This is a genomic window from Streptomyces sp. GbtcB6 (assembly GCF_019091475.1).
Classification (GTDB): domain Bacteria; phylum Actinomycetota; class Actinomycetes; order Streptomycetales; family Streptomycetaceae; genus Streptomyces; species Streptomyces hyaluromycini.
The window spans coordinates 1-17,009 of sequence record NZ_JAGXJL010000021.1 but is presented as its reverse complement, the minus strand read 5'-3'; the positions used below and the strand labels follow the sequence as shown (position 1 = coordinate 17,009).

At 69.3% G+C, this 17,009-nt stretch carries 20 protein-coding genes, 1 tRNA gene and 3 pseudogenes; 20 read left to right on the top strand and 4 right to left on the bottom strand.

Features of this window, described 5'->3' with window-relative positions; translation table 11 throughout:
- Positions 1 to 51: 51 nt before the first annotated feature.
- The 5 genes from KVT45_RS30870 (at position 52) to KVT45_RS30850 (ending at position 2,711) form a co-directional block, all read left to right on the top strand.
- Positions 52 to 954: a LysR family transcriptional regulator gene (locus tag KVT45_RS30870; RefSeq protein ID WP_217552424.1), complete on the top strand. Its 903-nt coding sequence runs from the start codon at positions 52 to 54 to the stop codon at positions 952 to 954.
- Between the two features lie 46 nt (positions 955 to 1,000).
- Positions 1,001 to 1,597, top strand: coding sequence for a helix-turn-helix domain-containing protein (locus KVT45_RS30865; protein ID WP_217552423.1), 597 nt, complete (start codon positions 1,001 to 1,003; stop codon positions 1,595 to 1,597).
- Positions 1,594 to 2,130 carry a GNAT family N-acetyltransferase gene (locus KVT45_RS30860; protein ID WP_217552422.1) on the top strand — a complete coding sequence of 179 codons (537 nt, stop codon included), beginning with the start codon at positions 1,594 to 1,596 and terminating at the stop codon, positions 2,128 to 2,130. The genes KVT45_RS30865 and KVT45_RS30860 overlap by 4 nt, the downstream gene beginning before the upstream one ends.
- A 30-nt stretch (positions 2,131 to 2,160) precedes the next feature.
- Entirely contained in the window at positions 2,161 to 2,520 is a 360-nt protein-coding gene (locus KVT45_RS30855; protein WP_150136445.1) for an MmcQ/YjbR family DNA-binding protein, read from the top strand.
- A gap of 117 nt (positions 2,521 to 2,637) precedes the next feature.
- Positions 2,638 to 2,711: transfer RNA gene (locus KVT45_RS30850), tRNA-Pro, on the top strand.
- 351 nt (positions 2,712 to 3,062) lie between these two features.
- Here the strand turns inward: KVT45_RS30850 and KVT45_RS30845 are convergent.
- Entirely contained in the window at positions 3,063 to 3,797 is a 735-nt protein-coding gene (locus KVT45_RS30845; RefSeq protein ID WP_217552421.1) for an SDR family oxidoreductase, read from the bottom strand.
- A 96-nt stretch (positions 3,798 to 3,893) separates the two neighbouring features.
- On the opposite strand from KVT45_RS30845, the gene KVT45_RS30840 reads away from it, so the two are divergent.
- Positions 3,894 to 4,235 (top strand): helix-turn-helix transcriptional regulator, encoded by a 342-nt coding sequence (locus KVT45_RS30840; protein ID WP_217552420.1) that lies wholly within the window; start codon positions 3,894 to 3,896, stop codon positions 4,233 to 4,235.
- Between the two features lie 247 nt (positions 4,236 to 4,482).
- Here KVT45_RS30840 and KVT45_RS30835 read toward each other — a convergent pair.
- Together KVT45_RS30835 and KVT45_RS30830 are read right to left on the bottom strand one after the other, a co-directional pair.
- A pseudogene (locus KVT45_RS30835) lies at positions 4,483 to 4,623 on the bottom strand (IS5/IS1182 family transposase); the annotation flags it as partial.
- Between the two features lie 32 nt (positions 4,624 to 4,655).
- A complete protein-coding gene (locus KVT45_RS30830) occupies positions 4,656 to 5,375 on the bottom strand; it encodes a DUF6082 family protein (protein WP_217552419.1) in 720 nt (239 codons plus the stop codon).
- 171 nt (positions 5,376 to 5,546) lie between these two features.
- On the opposite strand from KVT45_RS30830, the pseudogene KVT45_RS30825 reads away from it, so the two are divergent.
- The 10 genes and pseudogenes from KVT45_RS30825 to KVT45_RS30780 form a co-directional block, all read left to right on the top strand.
- Positions 5,547 to 6,464, top strand: a pseudogene (locus tag KVT45_RS30825) (amidohydrolase family protein); the annotation flags it as partial.
- Between the two features lie 114 nt (positions 6,465 to 6,578).
- Positions 6,579 to 7,688, top strand: coding sequence for an acyl-CoA dehydrogenase family protein (locus KVT45_RS30820; RefSeq protein ID WP_217552418.1), 1,110 nt, complete (start codon positions 6,579 to 6,581; stop codon positions 7,686 to 7,688).
- 15 nt (positions 7,689 to 7,703) lie between these two features.
- A complete protein-coding gene (locus KVT45_RS30815; protein ID WP_217552417.1) occupies positions 7,704 to 8,063 on the top strand; it encodes a hypothetical protein in 360 nt (119 codons plus the stop codon).
- On the top strand, positions 8,060 to 9,313 hold the full coding sequence (locus KVT45_RS30810) for an aromatic ring-hydroxylating dioxygenase subunit alpha (RefSeq protein ID WP_217552416.1): 1,254 nt from the start codon (positions 8,060 to 8,062) through the stop codon (positions 9,311 to 9,313). The genes KVT45_RS30815 and KVT45_RS30810 overlap by 4 nt, the downstream gene beginning before the upstream one ends.
- Positions 9,303 to 9,818, top strand: a complete 516-nt coding sequence (locus KVT45_RS30805; protein WP_217552415.1) for an aromatic-ring-hydroxylating dioxygenase subunit beta — start codon at positions 9,303 to 9,305, stop codon at positions 9,816 to 9,818. Before KVT45_RS30810 ends, KVT45_RS30805 begins: the two co-directional genes overlap by 11 nt.
- Complete coding sequence (locus KVT45_RS30800) at positions 9,815 to 10,576, top strand: SDR family NAD(P)-dependent oxidoreductase (RefSeq protein WP_217552414.1); 762 nt, start codon at positions 9,815 to 9,817, stop codon at positions 10,574 to 10,576. Before KVT45_RS30805 ends, KVT45_RS30800 begins: the two co-directional genes overlap by 4 nt.
- 41 nt (positions 10,577 to 10,617) lie before the next feature.
- Positions 10,618 to 11,565, top strand: a complete 948-nt coding sequence (locus KVT45_RS30795; RefSeq protein WP_217552413.1) for a PDR/VanB family oxidoreductase — start codon at positions 10,618 to 10,620, stop codon at positions 11,563 to 11,565.
- Positions 11,566 to 11,615: 50 nt separating this feature from the next.
- A complete protein-coding gene (locus KVT45_RS30790; RefSeq protein WP_308310912.1) occupies positions 11,616 to 12,131 on the top strand; it encodes a flavin reductase in 516 nt (171 codons plus the stop codon).
- Entirely contained in the window at positions 12,128 to 13,312 is a 1,185-nt protein-coding gene (locus KVT45_RS30785) for an amidase (protein ID WP_217552412.1), read from the top strand. Before KVT45_RS30790 ends, KVT45_RS30785 begins: the two co-directional genes overlap by 4 nt.
- Complete coding sequence (locus KVT45_RS30780; RefSeq protein WP_217552411.1) at positions 13,309 to 13,518, top strand: hypothetical protein; 210 nt, start codon at positions 13,309 to 13,311, stop codon at positions 13,516 to 13,518. Before KVT45_RS30785 ends, KVT45_RS30780 begins: the two co-directional genes overlap by 4 nt.
- Positions 13,519 to 13,706: 188 nt before the next feature.
- Here KVT45_RS30780 and KVT45_RS30775 read toward each other — a convergent pair.
- Positions 13,707 to 13,931 (bottom strand): annotated as a pseudogene (locus tag KVT45_RS30775) (ISAzo13 family transposase); the annotation flags it as partial.
- 455 nt (positions 13,932 to 14,386) lie between these two features.
- Here KVT45_RS30775 and KVT45_RS30770 point away from each other — a divergent pair.
- The 4 genes from KVT45_RS30770 to KVT45_RS30755 all read left to right on the top strand — a co-directional run.
- Positions 14,387 to 14,998 (top strand): peptidoglycan-binding protein, encoded by a 612-nt coding sequence (locus KVT45_RS30770; RefSeq protein ID WP_217552410.1) that lies wholly within the window; start codon positions 14,387 to 14,389, stop codon positions 14,996 to 14,998.
- A 215-nt stretch (positions 14,999 to 15,213) separates the two neighbouring features.
- The gene (locus KVT45_RS30765) at positions 15,214 to 15,375 is read left to right on the top strand and encodes a hypothetical protein (RefSeq protein ID WP_217552409.1); all 162 of its coding nucleotides are present in this window, start codon (positions 15,214 to 15,216) and stop codon (positions 15,373 to 15,375) included.
- Complete coding sequence (locus KVT45_RS30760; RefSeq protein ID WP_217552407.1) at positions 15,372 to 16,160, top strand: peptidoglycan-binding protein; 789 nt, start codon at positions 15,372 to 15,374, stop codon at positions 16,158 to 16,160. The genes KVT45_RS30765 and KVT45_RS30760 overlap by 4 nt, the downstream gene beginning before the upstream one ends.
- A 317-nt stretch (positions 16,161 to 16,477) precedes the next feature.
- On the top strand, positions 16,478 to 17,009 hold a 532-nt coding region (locus tag KVT45_RS30755), incomplete at its 3' end, for a hemopexin repeat-containing protein (protein ID WP_254647601.1).

Below are 17,009 nucleotides of genomic sequence, written 5' to 3'. Positions count from 1 at the left end.
GGGCTGAGCCGGCGGTCCGAGCGGCGCCGACATATTGCGATAATCAATCCCATGATCGAGGCACGGCGGCTCCACATCCTCCGTGCGGTGGCCGACCACCGCACGATGACGGCGGCTGCCGCCGCGCTGTATCTGACCCCCTCGGCCGTCTCCCAGCAGCTGACGGCCCTTGAGCAGGAGACCGGCCACCGCCTGGTCGAGCGCAGCGCCAAGGGCGTACGGCTGACCCCGGCCGGCGAGATCCTGCTGGCCCACACCAACGCGGTCCTCGCCCAGCTGGAGCGGGCCGAGGCAGAGCTGGCCGCGTACGGCTCCGGCGAGGCCGGCACGGTCACCGTCGCCGCCTTCGCCACCGGCATCGCGCTGGTGGTCGCCCCGGCCGTGGCCCAGCTCGCCCGCACCGCCCCCGGCATCCGCATCCGCGTCCAGGACGCCGAGGGCGACGCCAGCCTCCCGATGGTCCTGGACCGGCAGGTCGACGTCGCGGTCGCGGTCGAGTACCGAGGGGCCCCGCCCGCCGACGACCCCCGGCTCATCCACGTACCCCTGTACGCCGAGCCGTTCGACGCGGTCGTCCCGCTCCACCACCGGCTGGCCGAGGCCTCCGAGGTCCCCCTCGCCGAACTGGCCAAGGACACCTGGATCGGCCCGTACCCCGGCAACCCGTGCCATGACGTGGTCGTCCTGGCCTGCGAGAGCGCCGGCTTCCAGCCCCGCCTCGAACACTCCTCCGACGACTTCCGCGCCGTGGTGGCCCTGGCATCGGCCGACGCGGGCGTGGCCCTCGTCCCGCGCTCGGCGCTGCGCGGCATGGACCTGACCGGCGTGGTCGTACGCCCCGTCGACGGCGTCGCCCCGACCCGCCGTGTCTTCGCGGCCGTACGACGCGGAGCCGAGGGGCACCCGCTGATCCGCCCGGTGCTGACGGCCCTGGGCGAGGCGGCACGGATGTGAGCCGTCCTTAACGCCGGCGTTTCACATCAGGGATATCGTCCCGGATATGAAACACGAGGAGTCGGCCGCCCCGCATCCTGCCGCCCCCGACCCCGTCGACGCCCGCCTCGGCAGCCGCCTCGCCGAACTGCGGGCCGAACACGGCTGGTCCCTGGGCGAGTTGGCAGAGCGCAGCGGAGTGAGCAGGTCCACCCTGTCCCGGGCCGAACGCGCCGAGACCAGCCCCACGGCAGCCCTCCTCAACCGCCTCTGCAACGTCTACGGCCGGACCATGTCCCAGCTGCTCAGCGAGGTCGAGGCGGAACCCGCGCCGGTGCTGCGCGCCGCCGAACAGCAGGTGTGGGAGGACCGCGCCTCCGGTTTCGTACGACGCTCCGTGTCTCCGCCGCACGGCGGGCTGCGCGGCGAACTCGTCGAGGGCCGGCTCTCGGCGGGGGCGGACATCGCCTACGACCGTCCGCCGGTGCCCGGCCTGGAGCAGCACATCTGGGTGCTCGACGGGAGCCTGGCCGTGACGGCGGAGGGCGCCGAGCAGCTCCTGGACGTCGGCGACTGCCTGCGGCTGCGGGTGTGGGGACCGACGCGGTTCCGGTGCGCCGGACCGGGGGAGACGCGGTATGTGCTGGCGGTGGTGCGGCCGTGAGGACCCTGCGCCTCGGGGCGGATCAACTCCCGCAGAGAGTCGGTGAGTTGGCCGAGCTCCTTGCCGACACCGTGAACGGCGGGGCGTCCGTCGGCTTCCTCGCGCCCTTGGAGCGGGAGCGGGCCGTCGCCTGGTGGCGGGGGCGGGCGGCCGCCGTGGCCGCCGGGCAGCTCGCCGTCTGGGTCGCGCTGGACGGCACCGGCCGGGCCGTCGGCACGGTCGGCCTGGCCTTCCCCTACCCCGACAAGCCCAACAGTCCGCACCGCGCCGAGCTGGTGAAACTCATGGTCCACCGCGACGCCCGCGGCCGGGGCGTCGGACGCGGGCTGCTGGCCGTCGCCGAGGAGGCCGCGGTCGCCGCCGGGATCACCCTGCTCCATCTGGACACCGAGACGGACAGCCCCGCCGAGCACCTCTACCGCTCGGCCGGCTGGACCCGCGCCGGGGTCATCCCCGACTACGCCCTCGACCCCCACGGGGTGCTGCGCCCGACAACCCTCTACTACAAGCACGTGGGTGCTCCGGCCGGGTGACTGTCAGTGGCAGCGGCTACGGTTCGGGACATGCCGGAAGCCGAAGACGTACGCCGTGTCGCCCTGTCCCTGCCGGACACCAGCGAGAAGATCGCCTGGAGCATGCCCACGTTCCGGGTCGCCGGGAAGATGTTCGCCACGCTGCCCGAGGACGAGACCTCCATCGCCGTGCGCTGTCCCAAGGAGGAGCGCGACGAACTGGTGCTCGCCGAGCCGGCCAAGTTCTGGATCGCCGACCACGAGGCCCAGTTCGCCTGGGTCCGGGTCCGGCTCGCCGCGCTGGAGGGCGAGGGTGAACTGCGCGACATCCTCGCCGACTCCTGGCGGCAGGCGGCCCCGACCCGACTCCTGGACTCCTATCCTGAGTTGGGGCTGCCGGGCGGGAGCTGAACACCCGCACCGCACCGCCACGGCCGGCCGGGACAAAAGGCGTGCGCGACCACCGAGCCGAGTGCGGTATTGTTTCCTTGCGCGTTTCGACCGGGGAAACCCCAGGTCAAACGGCACCGGGACGTGGCGCAGCTTGGTAGCGCACTTGACTGGGGGTCAAGGGGTCGCAGGTTCAAATCCTGTCGTCCCGACGGTGCGAAGGGTCTTCGCGGGTGAGAGCCTGTGGGGGCCCTTTTTCGCGTGGGGTTTCTCCGGCTTCGAGGTTGAGCATGCCGCTCACCGGCACCTTTGCTCGGAGGTCGGCGGAGGTGCCCTTGGTGGACCTGGGGAGTATTCGCCGGATCCGGATGCCGATGCGGCCGTCGGCGATCCGGTGGAGGGCACGCGAGCGCGCGTGGAGGCGTTTCCGGCGTGGATGATCGAGGCGCGGTCGGCGTAGACGGCGCTGAACAAGCACTGAGAACTCCTGTCGCAATGACTTGGCCCCGAAGTCCTGGCCCGGACACGAGGGACCAGGTAACCCGCGGTGGCCCCGCCCCGGGTCAGGCGGTGAAACCGCCGTCGATGGAAAGGCTGGCCCCCGTGATGTAGCCGGCCTCTGGGCCGGCCAAGTAGGAAACCAGTCCGGCGATCTCATCCGGGGTCGCTATGCGGGACAGTGCGAGCCACTGGAGCATGGCGTCCGCGGCCGGGCTGTCGGCCGACATGCGATCGTTGGCGGTGGGGCCGGGCTGTATGTTGTTCACGTTGATGCCCCGCGGGCCCAGGTCCCTTGCCAGGCCGCGCACCAGTCCGGCGATGGCGGCCTTGGTCATGGCGTAGACGGCGCCCCCGGCGAAGGGCACGCGTTCGGCAATCATGCTGCCGATGGTGATGATCCGTCCGCCCTCGCCGAGGTGGGAAAGCGCGGCCCTGATGACGTGGAGGACGCCGCGCACGTTCACATCGATCATCCGATCGATCTGTTCGGGTTCGAGTTCCTCCACCTGGCCGGCACTCGCGACACCGGCGTTGCTGACAAGAACGTCCAGGCGCCCGAAAGCAGCGGCTGTCCTTTCGACCGCTGCCGTGACCGCGTCTGGATCGGCAGCATCGGCACGAAGACTCAGCGCACGCCCGCCAGCGCGTTCGATCTCCCGCACGACCTGATCCGCACGGTCCGGCGAAGCCGAGTAGGTGAGTGCCACCAGCAGGCCATCGCCGGCCAGGCGCCGGGCGATGGCCGCTCCGATGCCGCGAGATCCGCCGGTGACCAGGGCTACCTTCTCGATGCTCATACTCAGCCGCCTCCGTTGGAGAGCCATCATGTCGATAGTCATCGAACACTACGATGATCATCGACATGACAGCAAGCCTCCACTACGCTCGCCAGAGTGAGCACGCCGATCGAGACACCGCACCCGAACCCGGCCGACCTACGGTTGGCCACAGTCCTGGCAGCACTGGCCGACCCCGCGCGGCTCAGCGCCGTGCGCGCCTTGGCCGCGATGGGCGAATCACCATGCACGGAGTTGCAGCAGGCGGCGGGGCTCACCATCAGCCGGTCGACCTTCTCCCACCACCAGCGGGTGCTGCGCGAAGCAGGCGTCCTCAAGGTCCGGGTGGACGGGGCCCGGCGCATGCTCAGCCTGCGCAGAGACGATCTCGACGCCTGCTTCCCCGGCCTCCTGAACGCGGTGCTCGCCACCGCCCCGGAACGTATCGGCACGCGGTGATACGGACCGCCAGGCCATCGCCCTTACGACGACGACGGGACAACTCCTTCGCCGATACCGGTGGTTGTCCCGTCCGCTCGCACCGTCACTCGGTTGCTCCAATACCGGGAAACCGCAGAGCGGCGAACCCCGAAACCCACTGGCCCGTACTTGTTCTCCGGCGTCCAGGCCAGGGCTCCAGGCGTCACCAGCAGATGAGTGCGCATCCGAGGGTGGCGATGCCGGCAGGTCATGCCCGACCCGAAGCCAAACTCCAAGGCCGTCCCCGGCGAACCCCGGCGGTGCCCCAACGCCGCAGTGCGGCCACCAAAGTGCCGAACTGGCGCGGGCTCAGTCCGGAGAGCGCGATTGTCCAAGACGGCTCCGACGCCGTGATCACACCGGCCACGCCATGATCACCTGGCCCGCGGCCGATATCCCCTAGCGTCGATTCCGCAGCAGCGATCCGAGGGCCAGGCCGGCGCCCAGACCGACCAGAGCGCCGACCGATGCCCGCCATGCGGGCGACGCCCCCGCGGGGGGCACCGCAGGCGGACGGGAGGCAATGGGCGAGCGCGTCGGTGGTCCGGAAGCGACAGCGCGAGCGTGCTCCTCACCCACTATGGCCAGGAAGCGACGACCGACACGGCTTCCGGACGAACTGGCGATCCACGAAGTGTGAGCCCGGCTCCAATAGTGCCGCCCCGCGTCTCCGGTGAACATCCCGGCGAGCATGTCCCGCAGCAGGCTCTCGCGAATGGTCCCGATCTCGAAGCCCATCCACGCGTAGTTCATCATGAGGTCGGCATAGACGTGCCGCTTCTGCTCATGGGGATCGACGATGTCCGTGTCGCCCCAAACAGGCTGGAAAAGCGCCATGTCGTCGAGTTCCAGGCGAACCAGCTCAAGGTAGTAACTGCGGATCCCCTGGACCTGGTCCGCCCTGGCCTGCCGGTTCTGGACGCCCAGGGAAACGGCGACGCCGGCCAACGCCAACGCCGAGACGACAGCCGACGTGAAGCCGTACGCCGCGCCAATCTGACTCAGCCTGTTCCAGTCCACGTCCTTGGAGCGTGAGAGCTCCTTCAGCACGAAAGGCGACAACAGCACCGCCGTCAGCGCGAGTGCCGCAGCAGTGACCAGCCCAAGAGTTCTGCCCACTCGGCGAGCCACTGCTCCAGCCGTGGACCCACGACGAATTATCAGGTCGATCCCCCCAAGGCGAGCCTGCCCCAGTGACTAGGCCGAGCCTGGAGCAGCCTACTTCCAGCCGACGTGATCTCCCGCCGCGCCGCCGACCCCGCCGTACCCGTCAAACAGCTGTTCCGAGAGACGACCCTGCGCGACCTCGGCGGCATACCCGCCGGCTATCGGACGGCCGTCGAGCGCGGGCTGATCGAGGGCCCCCGGCTCCAGGTCGCCGTGAAGGTGATCAGCCACACCGGCGGACACGCCGACTGCTCGCTGCCCGGCGGGATCGACGCCGCCCCGCACCTCGGCGAGCTCGCCGACACGGTGGACGAGGCGCGGCTTGCCGTCCGCCGGATACTGCGCGCCGGAGCGGACGTCGTCAAGGTGTGCGCCACCGGAGGCATGGGCAGCCCGCACGACGATCCCGACGACGAGGGCCTGACCCAGGAGGAGATGACGGCCGTGGTCGACGAGGCGGCCCGGCACCGGGGCCGGCCCGTGGCGGTGCACGCCCAGGGCGCCGCCGGCATCCGCAACGCCCTCCGGGCCGGCGTCAGCAGCATCGAGCACGGCTACGGCATGACCGACGAGCTGTGCGACCTGGCGCTGGAGCAGGGCACGTTCCTGGTGCCCACCCTGTCCACCGTCTTCGCCCCGCTCGACCCGGCGGTCATGGCCGACCACCACTACCGCAAGAAGAGCCGCTGGTCCGGCATCAGCAAGGAGAACATCGCCCACGCCATCGCCCGCGGTGTCCCGATCGCCCTGGGCACGGACTCGGGCGTCGTCCCGCACGCCCGCAATCTGCTCGAACTGTCCCACCTCGTCGACCTGGGCATGGCACCGCTCGACGCGATCACGGCCGGCACCCTGAACGCGGCCCGCCTCCTCGGCGTCGACGACCGGCTGGGCACCCTCGAAGCGGGAAAAACGGCCGACTTCGTGGTCGTGGACGGGGATCCGGTACGCGACATCGCTGTCCTGGGCCGGCCGGAGAACGTGGTTCTGGTCGCGCGGTCGGGAGAGGTCCACAAGGACCTCGCACTGCTGCTCGGATAAGGGAAATCCCCTACGCGGCGAGGTCAAGTCCCAATGGCGGGCGCTTGGTTGCCGCACATAGCGTGATGACACAGCGGGCGTGAGAACCGCCCGGCAATGCGAGGAGATTCCCTCATGACGCATTTCGATCAGCTGCTGACGGTCGTAGCCGACCGGCGGGCGGAATTCGAGGAGAAGCGGCATGTGCCGCGGGATGTGATCGCCGATTTCAAGCGCGCGGGAATCTACCGGGCAGGCGTTCCGAAGCGATTCGGCGGCGATGCCCTGCCGCCCACCGAGTTTCTCCGTCTCGTCGAACGGATCTCGGTGGTCGACGGGTCGGCCGGATGGGTCGCGAGCTTCGGCTCCTCCGGGATCTACCTGGCCGCACTGCCGCTGGAGACACAGGCGGAGCTGTACGCGGACGGGCCCGACGTGGCCTTCGCGGGCGGCCTGTTCCCGGTGCAGCCCGCCGAGCGCGTCGAGGGCGGCTACCGCGTCTCAGGGCGCTGGAGGTTCGCCAGCGGCTGCAAGGGCGCCGACGTGCTCGGCGTCGGAATCAAGGCGGGTGAGGACCGGGCCGGACGGCCGCGGACCGCCGTCCTGCGGCCCGAAAAGGTGGAGATCGTCGACAACTGGGACGTCATCGGCATGCGCGGCACCGGCAGCCACGACCTCGTGGTCGACGGCGTGGACGTACCGGAGGAGTGGACGTTCGTGCGCGGCGGCGAACCCACCGTCGACGAACCGCTCTACCGCTATCCCACCGTCCCCTACGCGGCCCAGGTCCTGGCCGTCGTCGGCCTCGGCGTCGCCCGCGCGGCCCTCGACCACGTCATCGCCCAGGGCGGCCGCTCCGGCTTCACCGGCGCTCCGAAGCCCGCCGAACGCGCCACCTACCGCATCGCGGTCGGGCAGGCCGAGGCCCAACTCCGCTCCGTACGCGCCTTCTTCTACGAGACCACCGAGGACGTGTGGGCCACGGTCGAGGCGGGCGACCCCGCGACGGCCGAACAGGCGAGCCTGCTGAGGCTGGCCTCCGCGCACCTCGCCAAGACCTCCTTCGAGGTCGTCCGAGCCGCCTACCAACTCGGCGGCATCGGCGCCATCACCGACGGCAGCCCCCTCCAGCGCTACCTGCGCGACGCGTCGGTCGTGCCGCAGCACGCCTTCCTCCAGGAGGGCATGTACGACGGCGCGGGCGCGGTCCTCATGGGCGTCCAGCCCTTCCCCGGCTACCTCTAGAAAGGCAGGAGCCCCGTGTCCGACGCACACCTGCGCGTGCTGTTCTGCATAGGCGTCAACCAGAACTTCTTCGACCTGCCCACAGGGCAGGGCAAGACCGTCTGGGACGGCTTCACGACCATGCTCGGCCAGCTGTACGAACTGCCCGGAGTCACCGTCCTGGGCACCATCGACGACGACCTGCACATGGTCGGCCCGTCCGACTCCTGGCCCTGGACCTGTTACGTCCTGGCCGACGTCGTCGACCAGGCCACCGTCGCCGCCGCCTGCAACCTCTTCCGCACCGTCCAGGTCGGCGAGCACGGCCTGTGGCGCTACATGAAGATCGAGGCCCGCCTCGGCCGCCCGCTCCCCGAGCCGGAGGTGGCCCGATGACGCACTCGCCGCTCGTCGAGTCCGACCGCGTCGCCGGCACCCTCTACACCGACCCGGCCCTCTTCGAACGGGAGATGGACCGCATCTTCCACCGCACCTGGGTGTGGGTCGCCCACGAGAGCGAGATCGCCAAGGCCGGCGACTTCAAGACGGCCTGGGTCGGCCGCCGTCCCGTCATCGTCACCCGGGACCGGCGCGGCGGCGTCAACGTCCTCCTCAACCGCTGCCGGCACCGCGGCGCCAGCGTCTGCGAGACCCCCAAGGGCAACGGCAACGGCTTCACCTGCCCCTACCACGCCTGGTCGTACGCGCTGGACGGCACCCTGCGAGGCATCCCGTACTCCGAGGGCTACGAGGACGTGCTGGAGAAGAAGGACCTCCCGCTCCAGCGGCTCAAGGTGGCCACGTACGCGGGCATGGTCTTCGCCAGCTTCAGCGAGGACATCGAGCCGCTGGAGGACTTCCTCGGCGGGGCCAGGCTGTGGATCGACCGCTTCATGAAGCAGGGAGCCGGATACCCCATCAAGGTGCAGGGCGAGCACCTGTTCCGCTTCAACGGCAACTGGAAGATCCAGCTGGAGAGCACCACCGACTGGTACCACTTCCCGATCGTGCACCGCTCCTGGATGTCCTCGGTCGACGCCGAGACCGCCAGCATGCTGTCGATCATGACCGACGAGACCGCGGTCACCCACGCCCTCGGCAACGGCCACAGCGTCTCCATCTCCGTCGCCGAACACGCCGACCTGGACGTGGACGACGGCTCCGAGAAGCTCCAGGACCGCTTCAGCCACATCGTCGAGGAACTGTCGAAGGACCTGCCGCCGGAGAAGGTGCGGCGCATCGTCCGCTCCCTCCACGGCGCCGGGTTCAACCTCAACCTGTTCCCGAACGTGGCCATGTCGATGGCGTTCTTCCGCGTCCTGCGCCCCATCTCGGTCACGGAGACGGAGATCCGGCACGTCGCCCTCGGCCTGGACGGCGGCCCCGAGATCGTCAACCGCGAACGCCTGCGCATCCACGAGCACTTCCAGGGCCCCTTCGGCTTCGGCAGCCCCGACGACGCCGAGGCCTGGAACCGCGTTCAGCGCGGTGTGGCCGGCGGCGTGGACATGCCGATCCTGGTCAACCGCGGCCTCGGCCGGGAGAAACCCGACGACCTCGGTCAGCCCACCTCCCACGCGACCGACGAGACCGGGATGCGGGAGGCGTACGACATGTGGAAGAGGATGATGACCGATGGCAACTGAGGCCCCGAGCACGGCTGTTGAGCTACCACGGGACGATCCCCGCGCCCTCGCCGCCGTCTCCCTGATCTGGCACGAGGCCCATCTGCTCGACGCCCGCCGCTACGCGGAGTGGGACGAACTGTGGTCCGAGGGCGGCGAGTACGTCATTCCGATCGACCGTGATGTCACGGACTTCGCCTCCCGCCTCAACCTCGTCTACGACGACGACCGCATGCGCCGGATGCGGATCGAGCGGCTCACCGGCGGGATGTCCATCTCCGCGGCGGCGGCCGCCCGCACGGTCCGCTCGGTCTCCCGCTTCGTCGTCACCGGCCGCGCGACCGACGCGATCGAGATCTGCTCCGCGCAGATCCTCGTCGGCTACAAACGCGAGGAGACCTTCGTCCTCGCCGCCGACGTCACTCACCGGATCGTGTTCGGCGCGGACGGTCCCCGCATCGCGCGGAAGATCGTCCAGCTGGTCAACTCCGAGGAGACCGTGACCGCTTCGGGGTTCCTGCTGTGAGCCCGCACGAGGAGAGCGAGCGGCGCGTCGCGGTGGTGACGGGCGCGGCCGGGGGTCTCGGCGCCTGCATCGCCGGACGGCTGTACGACCACGGCTACTGCGTCGCGCTCACCGACCTGGACGAGGAGGCCGCGGCCAAGGCGGCGGCGGAGCTCGACCCCGAGGGGCACCACGCCGTCGGACTCGCACTCGACGTCCGCGACAAGGACGCCTTCGCCACGGTCCGGGACAGGTTGACCGACCGTTGGGGCGCCGTCCACGTCCTGGTCAACAACGCCGGACACGCCAAGGTCGAACCACTGATGGAGATCACGCCGGAGAGCTTCGACGCCGTGGTGGACACCAACCTCAACGGCACCTTCTTCGGCTGTCAGGTCTTCGGCGCCTACTTCGCCGAACGCGGCTACGGACGCATCGTCAACATCGCCTCCCTGGCCGGCCAGAACGGCGGAACGGCGACCGGCGCGCAATACGCGGCGGCGAAAGGCGGAGTGGCCACCCTCACGAAGGTGTTCGCCCGCGAACTCGGCCCGCACGGGGTGACGGTGAACGCCATCTCGCCGGGACCGCAGGACCTTCCGGTGGTCCGCGAGACCGTCGCGCCGGAGCGGCTCGCGCAGATCGAGGCGACCATCCCCGTCGGCCGGCTCGGCCGTCCGCGCTTCGTCGCCGACATGGCCGTCCTGCTCGCGGCCGAGCACGCGGACGCGGTCACCGGAGCCTGCTGGGACGCCAACGGCGGCCTGTACATGCGCTGACAGCGCCGTCAGCTCCCGACCCGACCCCCGAAGGCAGACGGATGTTCCCTGTCACCGTCACCGACACCCACCACGAGACCGACGCGGTCAAGGTCCTCCGACTCGTCCGCTCCGACGGCGTACCCCTCGCCCCGTACCCGTCCGGCGCGCACGTCGACGTCACCGGCCCCACCGGGATCACCCGCCCCTACTCGCTGTGCGGGCCGCCGGACGACCCCGGCGCCTACACCATCGCCGTCAAGCGCGAGGAGAACTCCCGCGGCGGCTCCCACGCCCTGTACGACAAGACCGAGCCGGGCACCGAGCTGACCGTCGGCGCGCCCCGGCAGCTGTTCGGCCTTGCCCCTGACGCGGCCGAGCACCATCTGGTCGCGGCCGGCATCGGGATCACGCCCCTGCTGGCGATGGCGTACGAACTGCACGGCGGGGGAGCGGAGTTCACCCTGCACTACGTGGCGAGGAGCCGGGCGGAGGCGGCCTTCGCCGCACTTCTGGAGGAGTCCGCCTTCGCCGGGCGCGTGGTCCGCCACTTCGGGCTCGGCCGGCAGTCGGCCGGTGCCGCGCTCGCCGCGCAACTGACCGGTCTTCCGGCGGATGCCCACGTCTACACGTGCGGACCTCAGGATTTCATGACGTACGTCCGTGAGGTCGCCGCGCGCAGTGTGCCCGAGGAGCGGATCCACTCGGAGCTGTTCCAGGCCGGTGAGCCCTCGGACGCGGGCGGGGCCTTCGAGGTCGAACTCGACACCGGTGAGATCTACACCGTGCCGCCCGGCAGGAGCATCGCCGAGGTGCTGGAGGACAACGGCGTCCCGCTGGAGACCTCCTGTCGCGAGGGCATCTGCGGGACCTGTGTCCTGCGCGTGGTCGAGGGCGAACCCGACCACCGCGACCACTGCCTGACCGCGAAGGAGAAGGCGGCCGGAGACCAGATCGCCGCCTGCGTGTCACGCGCGAAGTCGGCGCGGCTGGTGGTCGAGCTGTGGTGAGTACTACGAGCACCCCGAGGTACGACGACAACGAGAGGAAGGGCGAAGCCGTGCCCCCCAGCCGGACCGACTTCCGCGAGGCGATGGCCCACCTCCCGGCAGCCGTCAACATCCTGACCACGGACGGGCCGAACGGCCGCTGCGGTATCACCCTCAGCGCCGTCTGCTCGGTGACCGACGACCCGCCTACCGTCCTGGTGTGCGTGAACCGCGGCAGCGCCATGCACGACGTCTTCCGGGCGAACGGACGCGTGGGTCTCAACGTCCTCGGCGGAGAGCAGCAGGAACTCGCACTGCACTTCTCCGGAGCCACCAAGGTGGACATGGCCGAGCGCTTCACCTGGGACGTCTGGGACCGCACCCATGACGTCCCGGTCCTCAAGGAAGCCCTGGTCACAGCGATCGGCACGATCAAGCACACTGTGCCCATGGGTTCGCACAGCGTGCTGTTCGTCGACATCGAGCAGATCCGCACCCGCCCCGGAGGCCAGAGCCTCGTCTACTTCAACCGAGCCTTCCACCGGCTCGACGCCGATCCCCTCGTAGCGGAAGGCACCCGCTCATGACCACTGTCGAGGACGCGCTACGACGTCTGGAGCTGACCGAGCCGGAGATCCGCGCCTGGGTCCGCGTGGACGCCGAGGGTGCCCGCGCGGCTGCCGAGCGGGCATCGGACGGACCGCTCAGGGGCGTGCCGTTCGGGGTCAAGGACATCATCGATGTCGCCGGTCTGCCCACCGAGTGCGGCTCCCCGCTGCGCCGCGGACGGATCGCCGAGCAGGACGCCTGGCTCGTGGACCGGCTGCGCCGGGCGGGCGCCGTTCCCCTCGGCAAGACGGTGACGACCGAGTTCGCGTACTTCCAGCCCGGCCCCACCCGCAACCCGCACGATGTGACCCACACCCCGGGCGGCTCGTCCAGCGGCTCGGCCGCCGCCGTCGCGGCCGGCGTGGTGCCCCTCGCCCTGGGCTCACAGACCGCGGGCTCACTGACCCGGCCCGCCTCCTTCTGCGGCGTCGCCGGATATGTCGCCCCGGTCGGTGCCTGGCCGACGACCGGGATCACCGGTCTCAGCCCGACCCTGGACGCACCAGGGCTGCTCACCGAGCACGTGGACGATCTGCTCGCCGCCGTGGAGGCCGTCGACGGCACGCGGTGCGAGGCCCCGGACGCGACGGTACGGGTGCTGGTGTGGACCGGCACGGAACTGGCCGACGTCCACCCGGCGATGCTCGACGCGTTGCAGAGCACGGTGCGGGGCCTGGCCGCCGCCGGCGCGGAGACGGACGACCTCGCGGGACGGGTCCGGACGCCGGAACTCGCCGAGACGCATGCCACGGTCATGGCGTACGAGGCCGCCCGGTCGCTCGCGGCCGAGGCGGAGCATCCCGGGTCCCTGAGCCGCCACCTGAACGACCTCCTGGCACACGGGCGCGACATCCCGGCGGACGAATACCGGGCCGCGCTCGCCGTCAGGCACGAAGCCCGCACCCGGATCCTCGAACTCCTCGACCATGCCGACGTGATCCTCGGCCCGGCGGCCCCCGGCCCCGCCCCGTACGGACTGGACGCCACCGGCACCCCGATCCTGAGCCGCCCCTGGCAGCTGCTCGGTCTGCCCGCCGTCACCGTCCCCGGTCACCGGGACCCGGACGGCATGCCGCTGGGCCTGCAACTCATCGGCCACCCCGCGCGCGTGGGCCGCCTGCTCGGCGTCGCCCGGCACGTCGAGGGAACCATGCGGTGAAGATCACCGGGATCGAGACCGTCCCGTACGCGATCCCGTACACCAAGCCGCTGAAGTTCGCGAGCGGCGCCCGCCCCGACCTCGACGTCTGCCGGGCCCTGCGGGAAACCCCCGGTGACGAGACCGAGTTGTACGCGTGCGGCCACCTCTGCTCGTCCTCGGCAGCGTTCCGGACAGTGCCGCGGTGCCTGGGCGGGCCTTACTGAACTGCCCACATGCCGCCCTCTGTTGATCTGTGGCCATGGCAGGAGGGCGGCGGGGGACAACACCGGCGGACGGGGGTGTCGTGGGGACGTCTACGCGGTGGAAGGGACCACATGGCGATGGGCGTAGCTCCGGCTCTGGGGAGTCAGTGGGTGGGGCAGGCCATGAGTCGGTAGCTGTGCCGGTCGGGCGTGTGCGCGCTCACCCGGTGCCCCTGACGGGTGAGCGCGGCTGCGAGGCTTCTGGTCGACTTCACCGTCCACCGCAGTGGCGACCTGCGGACCCGGTTCATTGGCTCCTCGCCGGCCTCCAACTCGTGCACGCCCTTGCGGACCGTCGTCTCGCTGACCCGGGCCGCCCGCGCGAGCGCCCGGATGCCGCCGTGACCCAGGATCCGGGCCTCGGCCCCCATCATCAGCCGTCGCTGCCGCTCGTCCAGATGCGGGAACAACACCTCGAACTTCACAGCGAGTTGGTGAAAGACCGGCTCGAGGATGCGCACACCACACCAACGAGCCGGATCAGGGGAAGCAACAGGTTGATTCTCTGCGAGCCCTTGGCACTCTGTTTGCCCGATCCCTGACACTGTCTTACAGTGGCAATAAGCGATCTTTCGCGCCTCGCAAAGCCGTCTCGCACCACGGAGGCGCGGCTAAGGGGATCCGTGATCTCCTATGTGTATACGTGCCAATTCCGGGAAGCTCGCAGCGGGATTTCATCCCTTACCCGCAGGTACAGTTATCAGATTTCGGCAACACCTCCTCCCGGGTCGAGAATTCCGGCCAATTCCCGGTCCTCGATCCGACTCCGTGATGCGCCATGTGGGCATGGCTTCTGATCAACAATTTAGAGGGGCGTCGGAATATGAGAATGAGCCTGACCGAGCTGCGCGCCCTCGCCATACAGGCAGGGTTCACCGGCAATGACATCAAAACCGCGGCGGCCGTCGCCATGGCAGAGTCCAAAGGCGACCCGGGCATCATCGGAGACCAGGATCTGGTCGACCACAAGTGGGGGCCGTCCATTGGTCTCTTCCAGATACGCTCCCTGAAGCATCCAGGGCAGTTCTCCCCACCGGACATGCTCAGGGTCGAGGGGAAGCTCAAGAACCCGCTCTACAACGCCACGACGGCAAAGGCCATCAAGGACGCACACAACTGGAACCAATGGTCCACGTTCACGAACGGGGCCTACAAGCAGTACATGGATGGCGGGCCCGCCGGCCCCACCAAATTCGAACCGTTCCCTGGTGCGTCGTTCTTCCATACCGGACGGAAGTCGCCGATCATCGCCGCAATGCACCGTCGGCTCGTCGCCGAAGGCTGCAACCGGTACCAGACGAGCGCCAACGCCGACGTATGGGGCCCGGGCGATGTGAAGTCCTTCGCCGCCTGGCAGCGGAAACTCGGCTTCGAAGGTGACGATGCCAACGGCATCCCCGGCAAGACCAGTTGGGACAAGCTGCAGGTCCCCAACGTCTAAAGGCTGAGGCCATGGCGTCGCAGGTTCCGGTACCTTTCTCTCCGCGGAGACGTCGGGAGATCGGCCTTCGGATTCGACCGCTACATCAACCAGCAGTTCTATGCCTCGACCATCCGATGACGGTTGACGTGATGACATCTCGACCGGTGACGCGGGAATTCTTGATCCTGAGTACCACTGGCGACACAAGTTTGTGGAACTGAAAGGATGGCGTCATGCCCGCGAAGAACTTCGACGACGAGGACGTGAAGGCGGTTCTCGAGAAGACAGACACCGGCGATGGACCCGGCACCGACAACCTCGATGACCTTCCGGAGAGCGACTTCGTCGCCTTCGCCGAGGGCGGCGTCGAGAAGGACGCGGAGGCCCTCAAGTGACCGCCACCATCGCTTACGACCGTACCGTCTCGAACCTCATCGACAAGCTGAGCGCGACGGGCCACGTCACCCACAAGTCCTACAGGAAGACGTCGGTCACGCTGCACCACAACGGCGGCCGGCTTTCGCACCAGGGTGTGCTCAACGTCTGGAAGACGCGTCCGGCTTCGGCCCACTTCGACGTGGACGCCGCCGGTGCCGTCGCTCAGTACGTCAAGGTGAACGAGTTCGCCTGGGCCGTCGGCAACATGGCCGGCAACCAGAGCACGATCAGCATCGAAATGGCGAACGCGACGCTCGCGCCCGGCTGGACGGTCGCCGAGGACACCTGGAGGAACGCTGCCCGTCTCGCCGGCTGGCACTTCGCCAAGGTGATCGGCGAACGCCCCAGCAAGAGCAACCTCTTCTACCACCGCCACTGGTCCTCGACCTCCTGCGCCGGCCCGTACATGGACAAGATCTACGACAAGGTCCTCGCGGCGGCTCAGGAGGCGTACGACCACTTCAAGGACTCACACCCCGTCCCCAGGCCGGATACCGAGCCGTTCCCTGGTGCGTCGTTCTTCCATACCGGACGGAAGTCGCCGATCATCGCCGCAATGCACCGTCGGCTCGTCGCCGAAGGCTGCAACCGGTACCAGACGAGCGCCAACGCCGACGTATGGGGCCCGGGCGATGTGAAGTCCTTCGCCGCCTGGCAGCGGAAACTCGGCTTCGAAGGCGGCGATGCCGACGGCATCCCCGGCAAGGCCAGTTGGGACAAGCTGCAGGTCCCCAACGTCTGACCGTCCTCGCTGATGACTTTGTCGAGCGCACCGGCGTTTGACGAATTTCCTGACCGACGCACACCTTGATCGGCTTGCGCGAAACAAGGGTTTCGCCCCAGCAGCCGTCACCGACCGGACTGCCCCGCCCCGCCTATCTGCAGGCGCGCCAGGGGGCCCTCGCAGGCGATCCGGGCAGGCTACTGGGCCGTGCGGGTGGTCATGTCCAGTGCAGGAACGATCAAGCTCAGGGCGTCCCTGCTCGCGCCGGACGAGTGTGGAACGTTGTCGGGGCAAGCCCACAACGCGACCGCGACACTCAGGAGGTGTTCAGGCAGATGGTTACCGCACCAGTGCTCTGGAACAACGGCAAGGCGTTCTTGTTCGACGGCAGTACCTACTACCGCTACGACGTGGCCACCGACAAGGTCGACCCGGGCTACCCGAAGCCGATCGCCGGCAACTGGACGGGCCTGTTCACATCCCTCGTCGACGCCGGCGTGGTGTGGAACAACGGCAAGGCGTACTTCTTCCGCGGCACGGAGTACGTGCGGTTCGACATCGCCACCGACAAGGTCGACCCGGGCTACCCGACGCCGATCGCCGGCAACTGGCCCGGTCTGTTCCCGGACCACATCGACGCCTCCGTGGTGTGGAACAACGGCAAGGCGTACTTCTTCCGCGGCTCCGAGTACATGCGGTACGACATCGCCACCGACAAGGTCGACGCCGGCTACCCGAAGCCGATCGCCGGTAACTGGCCCGGACTGTGGGAATCGGACCTCGACGGCGGCGTGGTGTGGAACAACGGCAAGGCGTACTTCTTCCGCGGCTCCGAGTACATGCGGTACGACATCGCCACCGACAAGG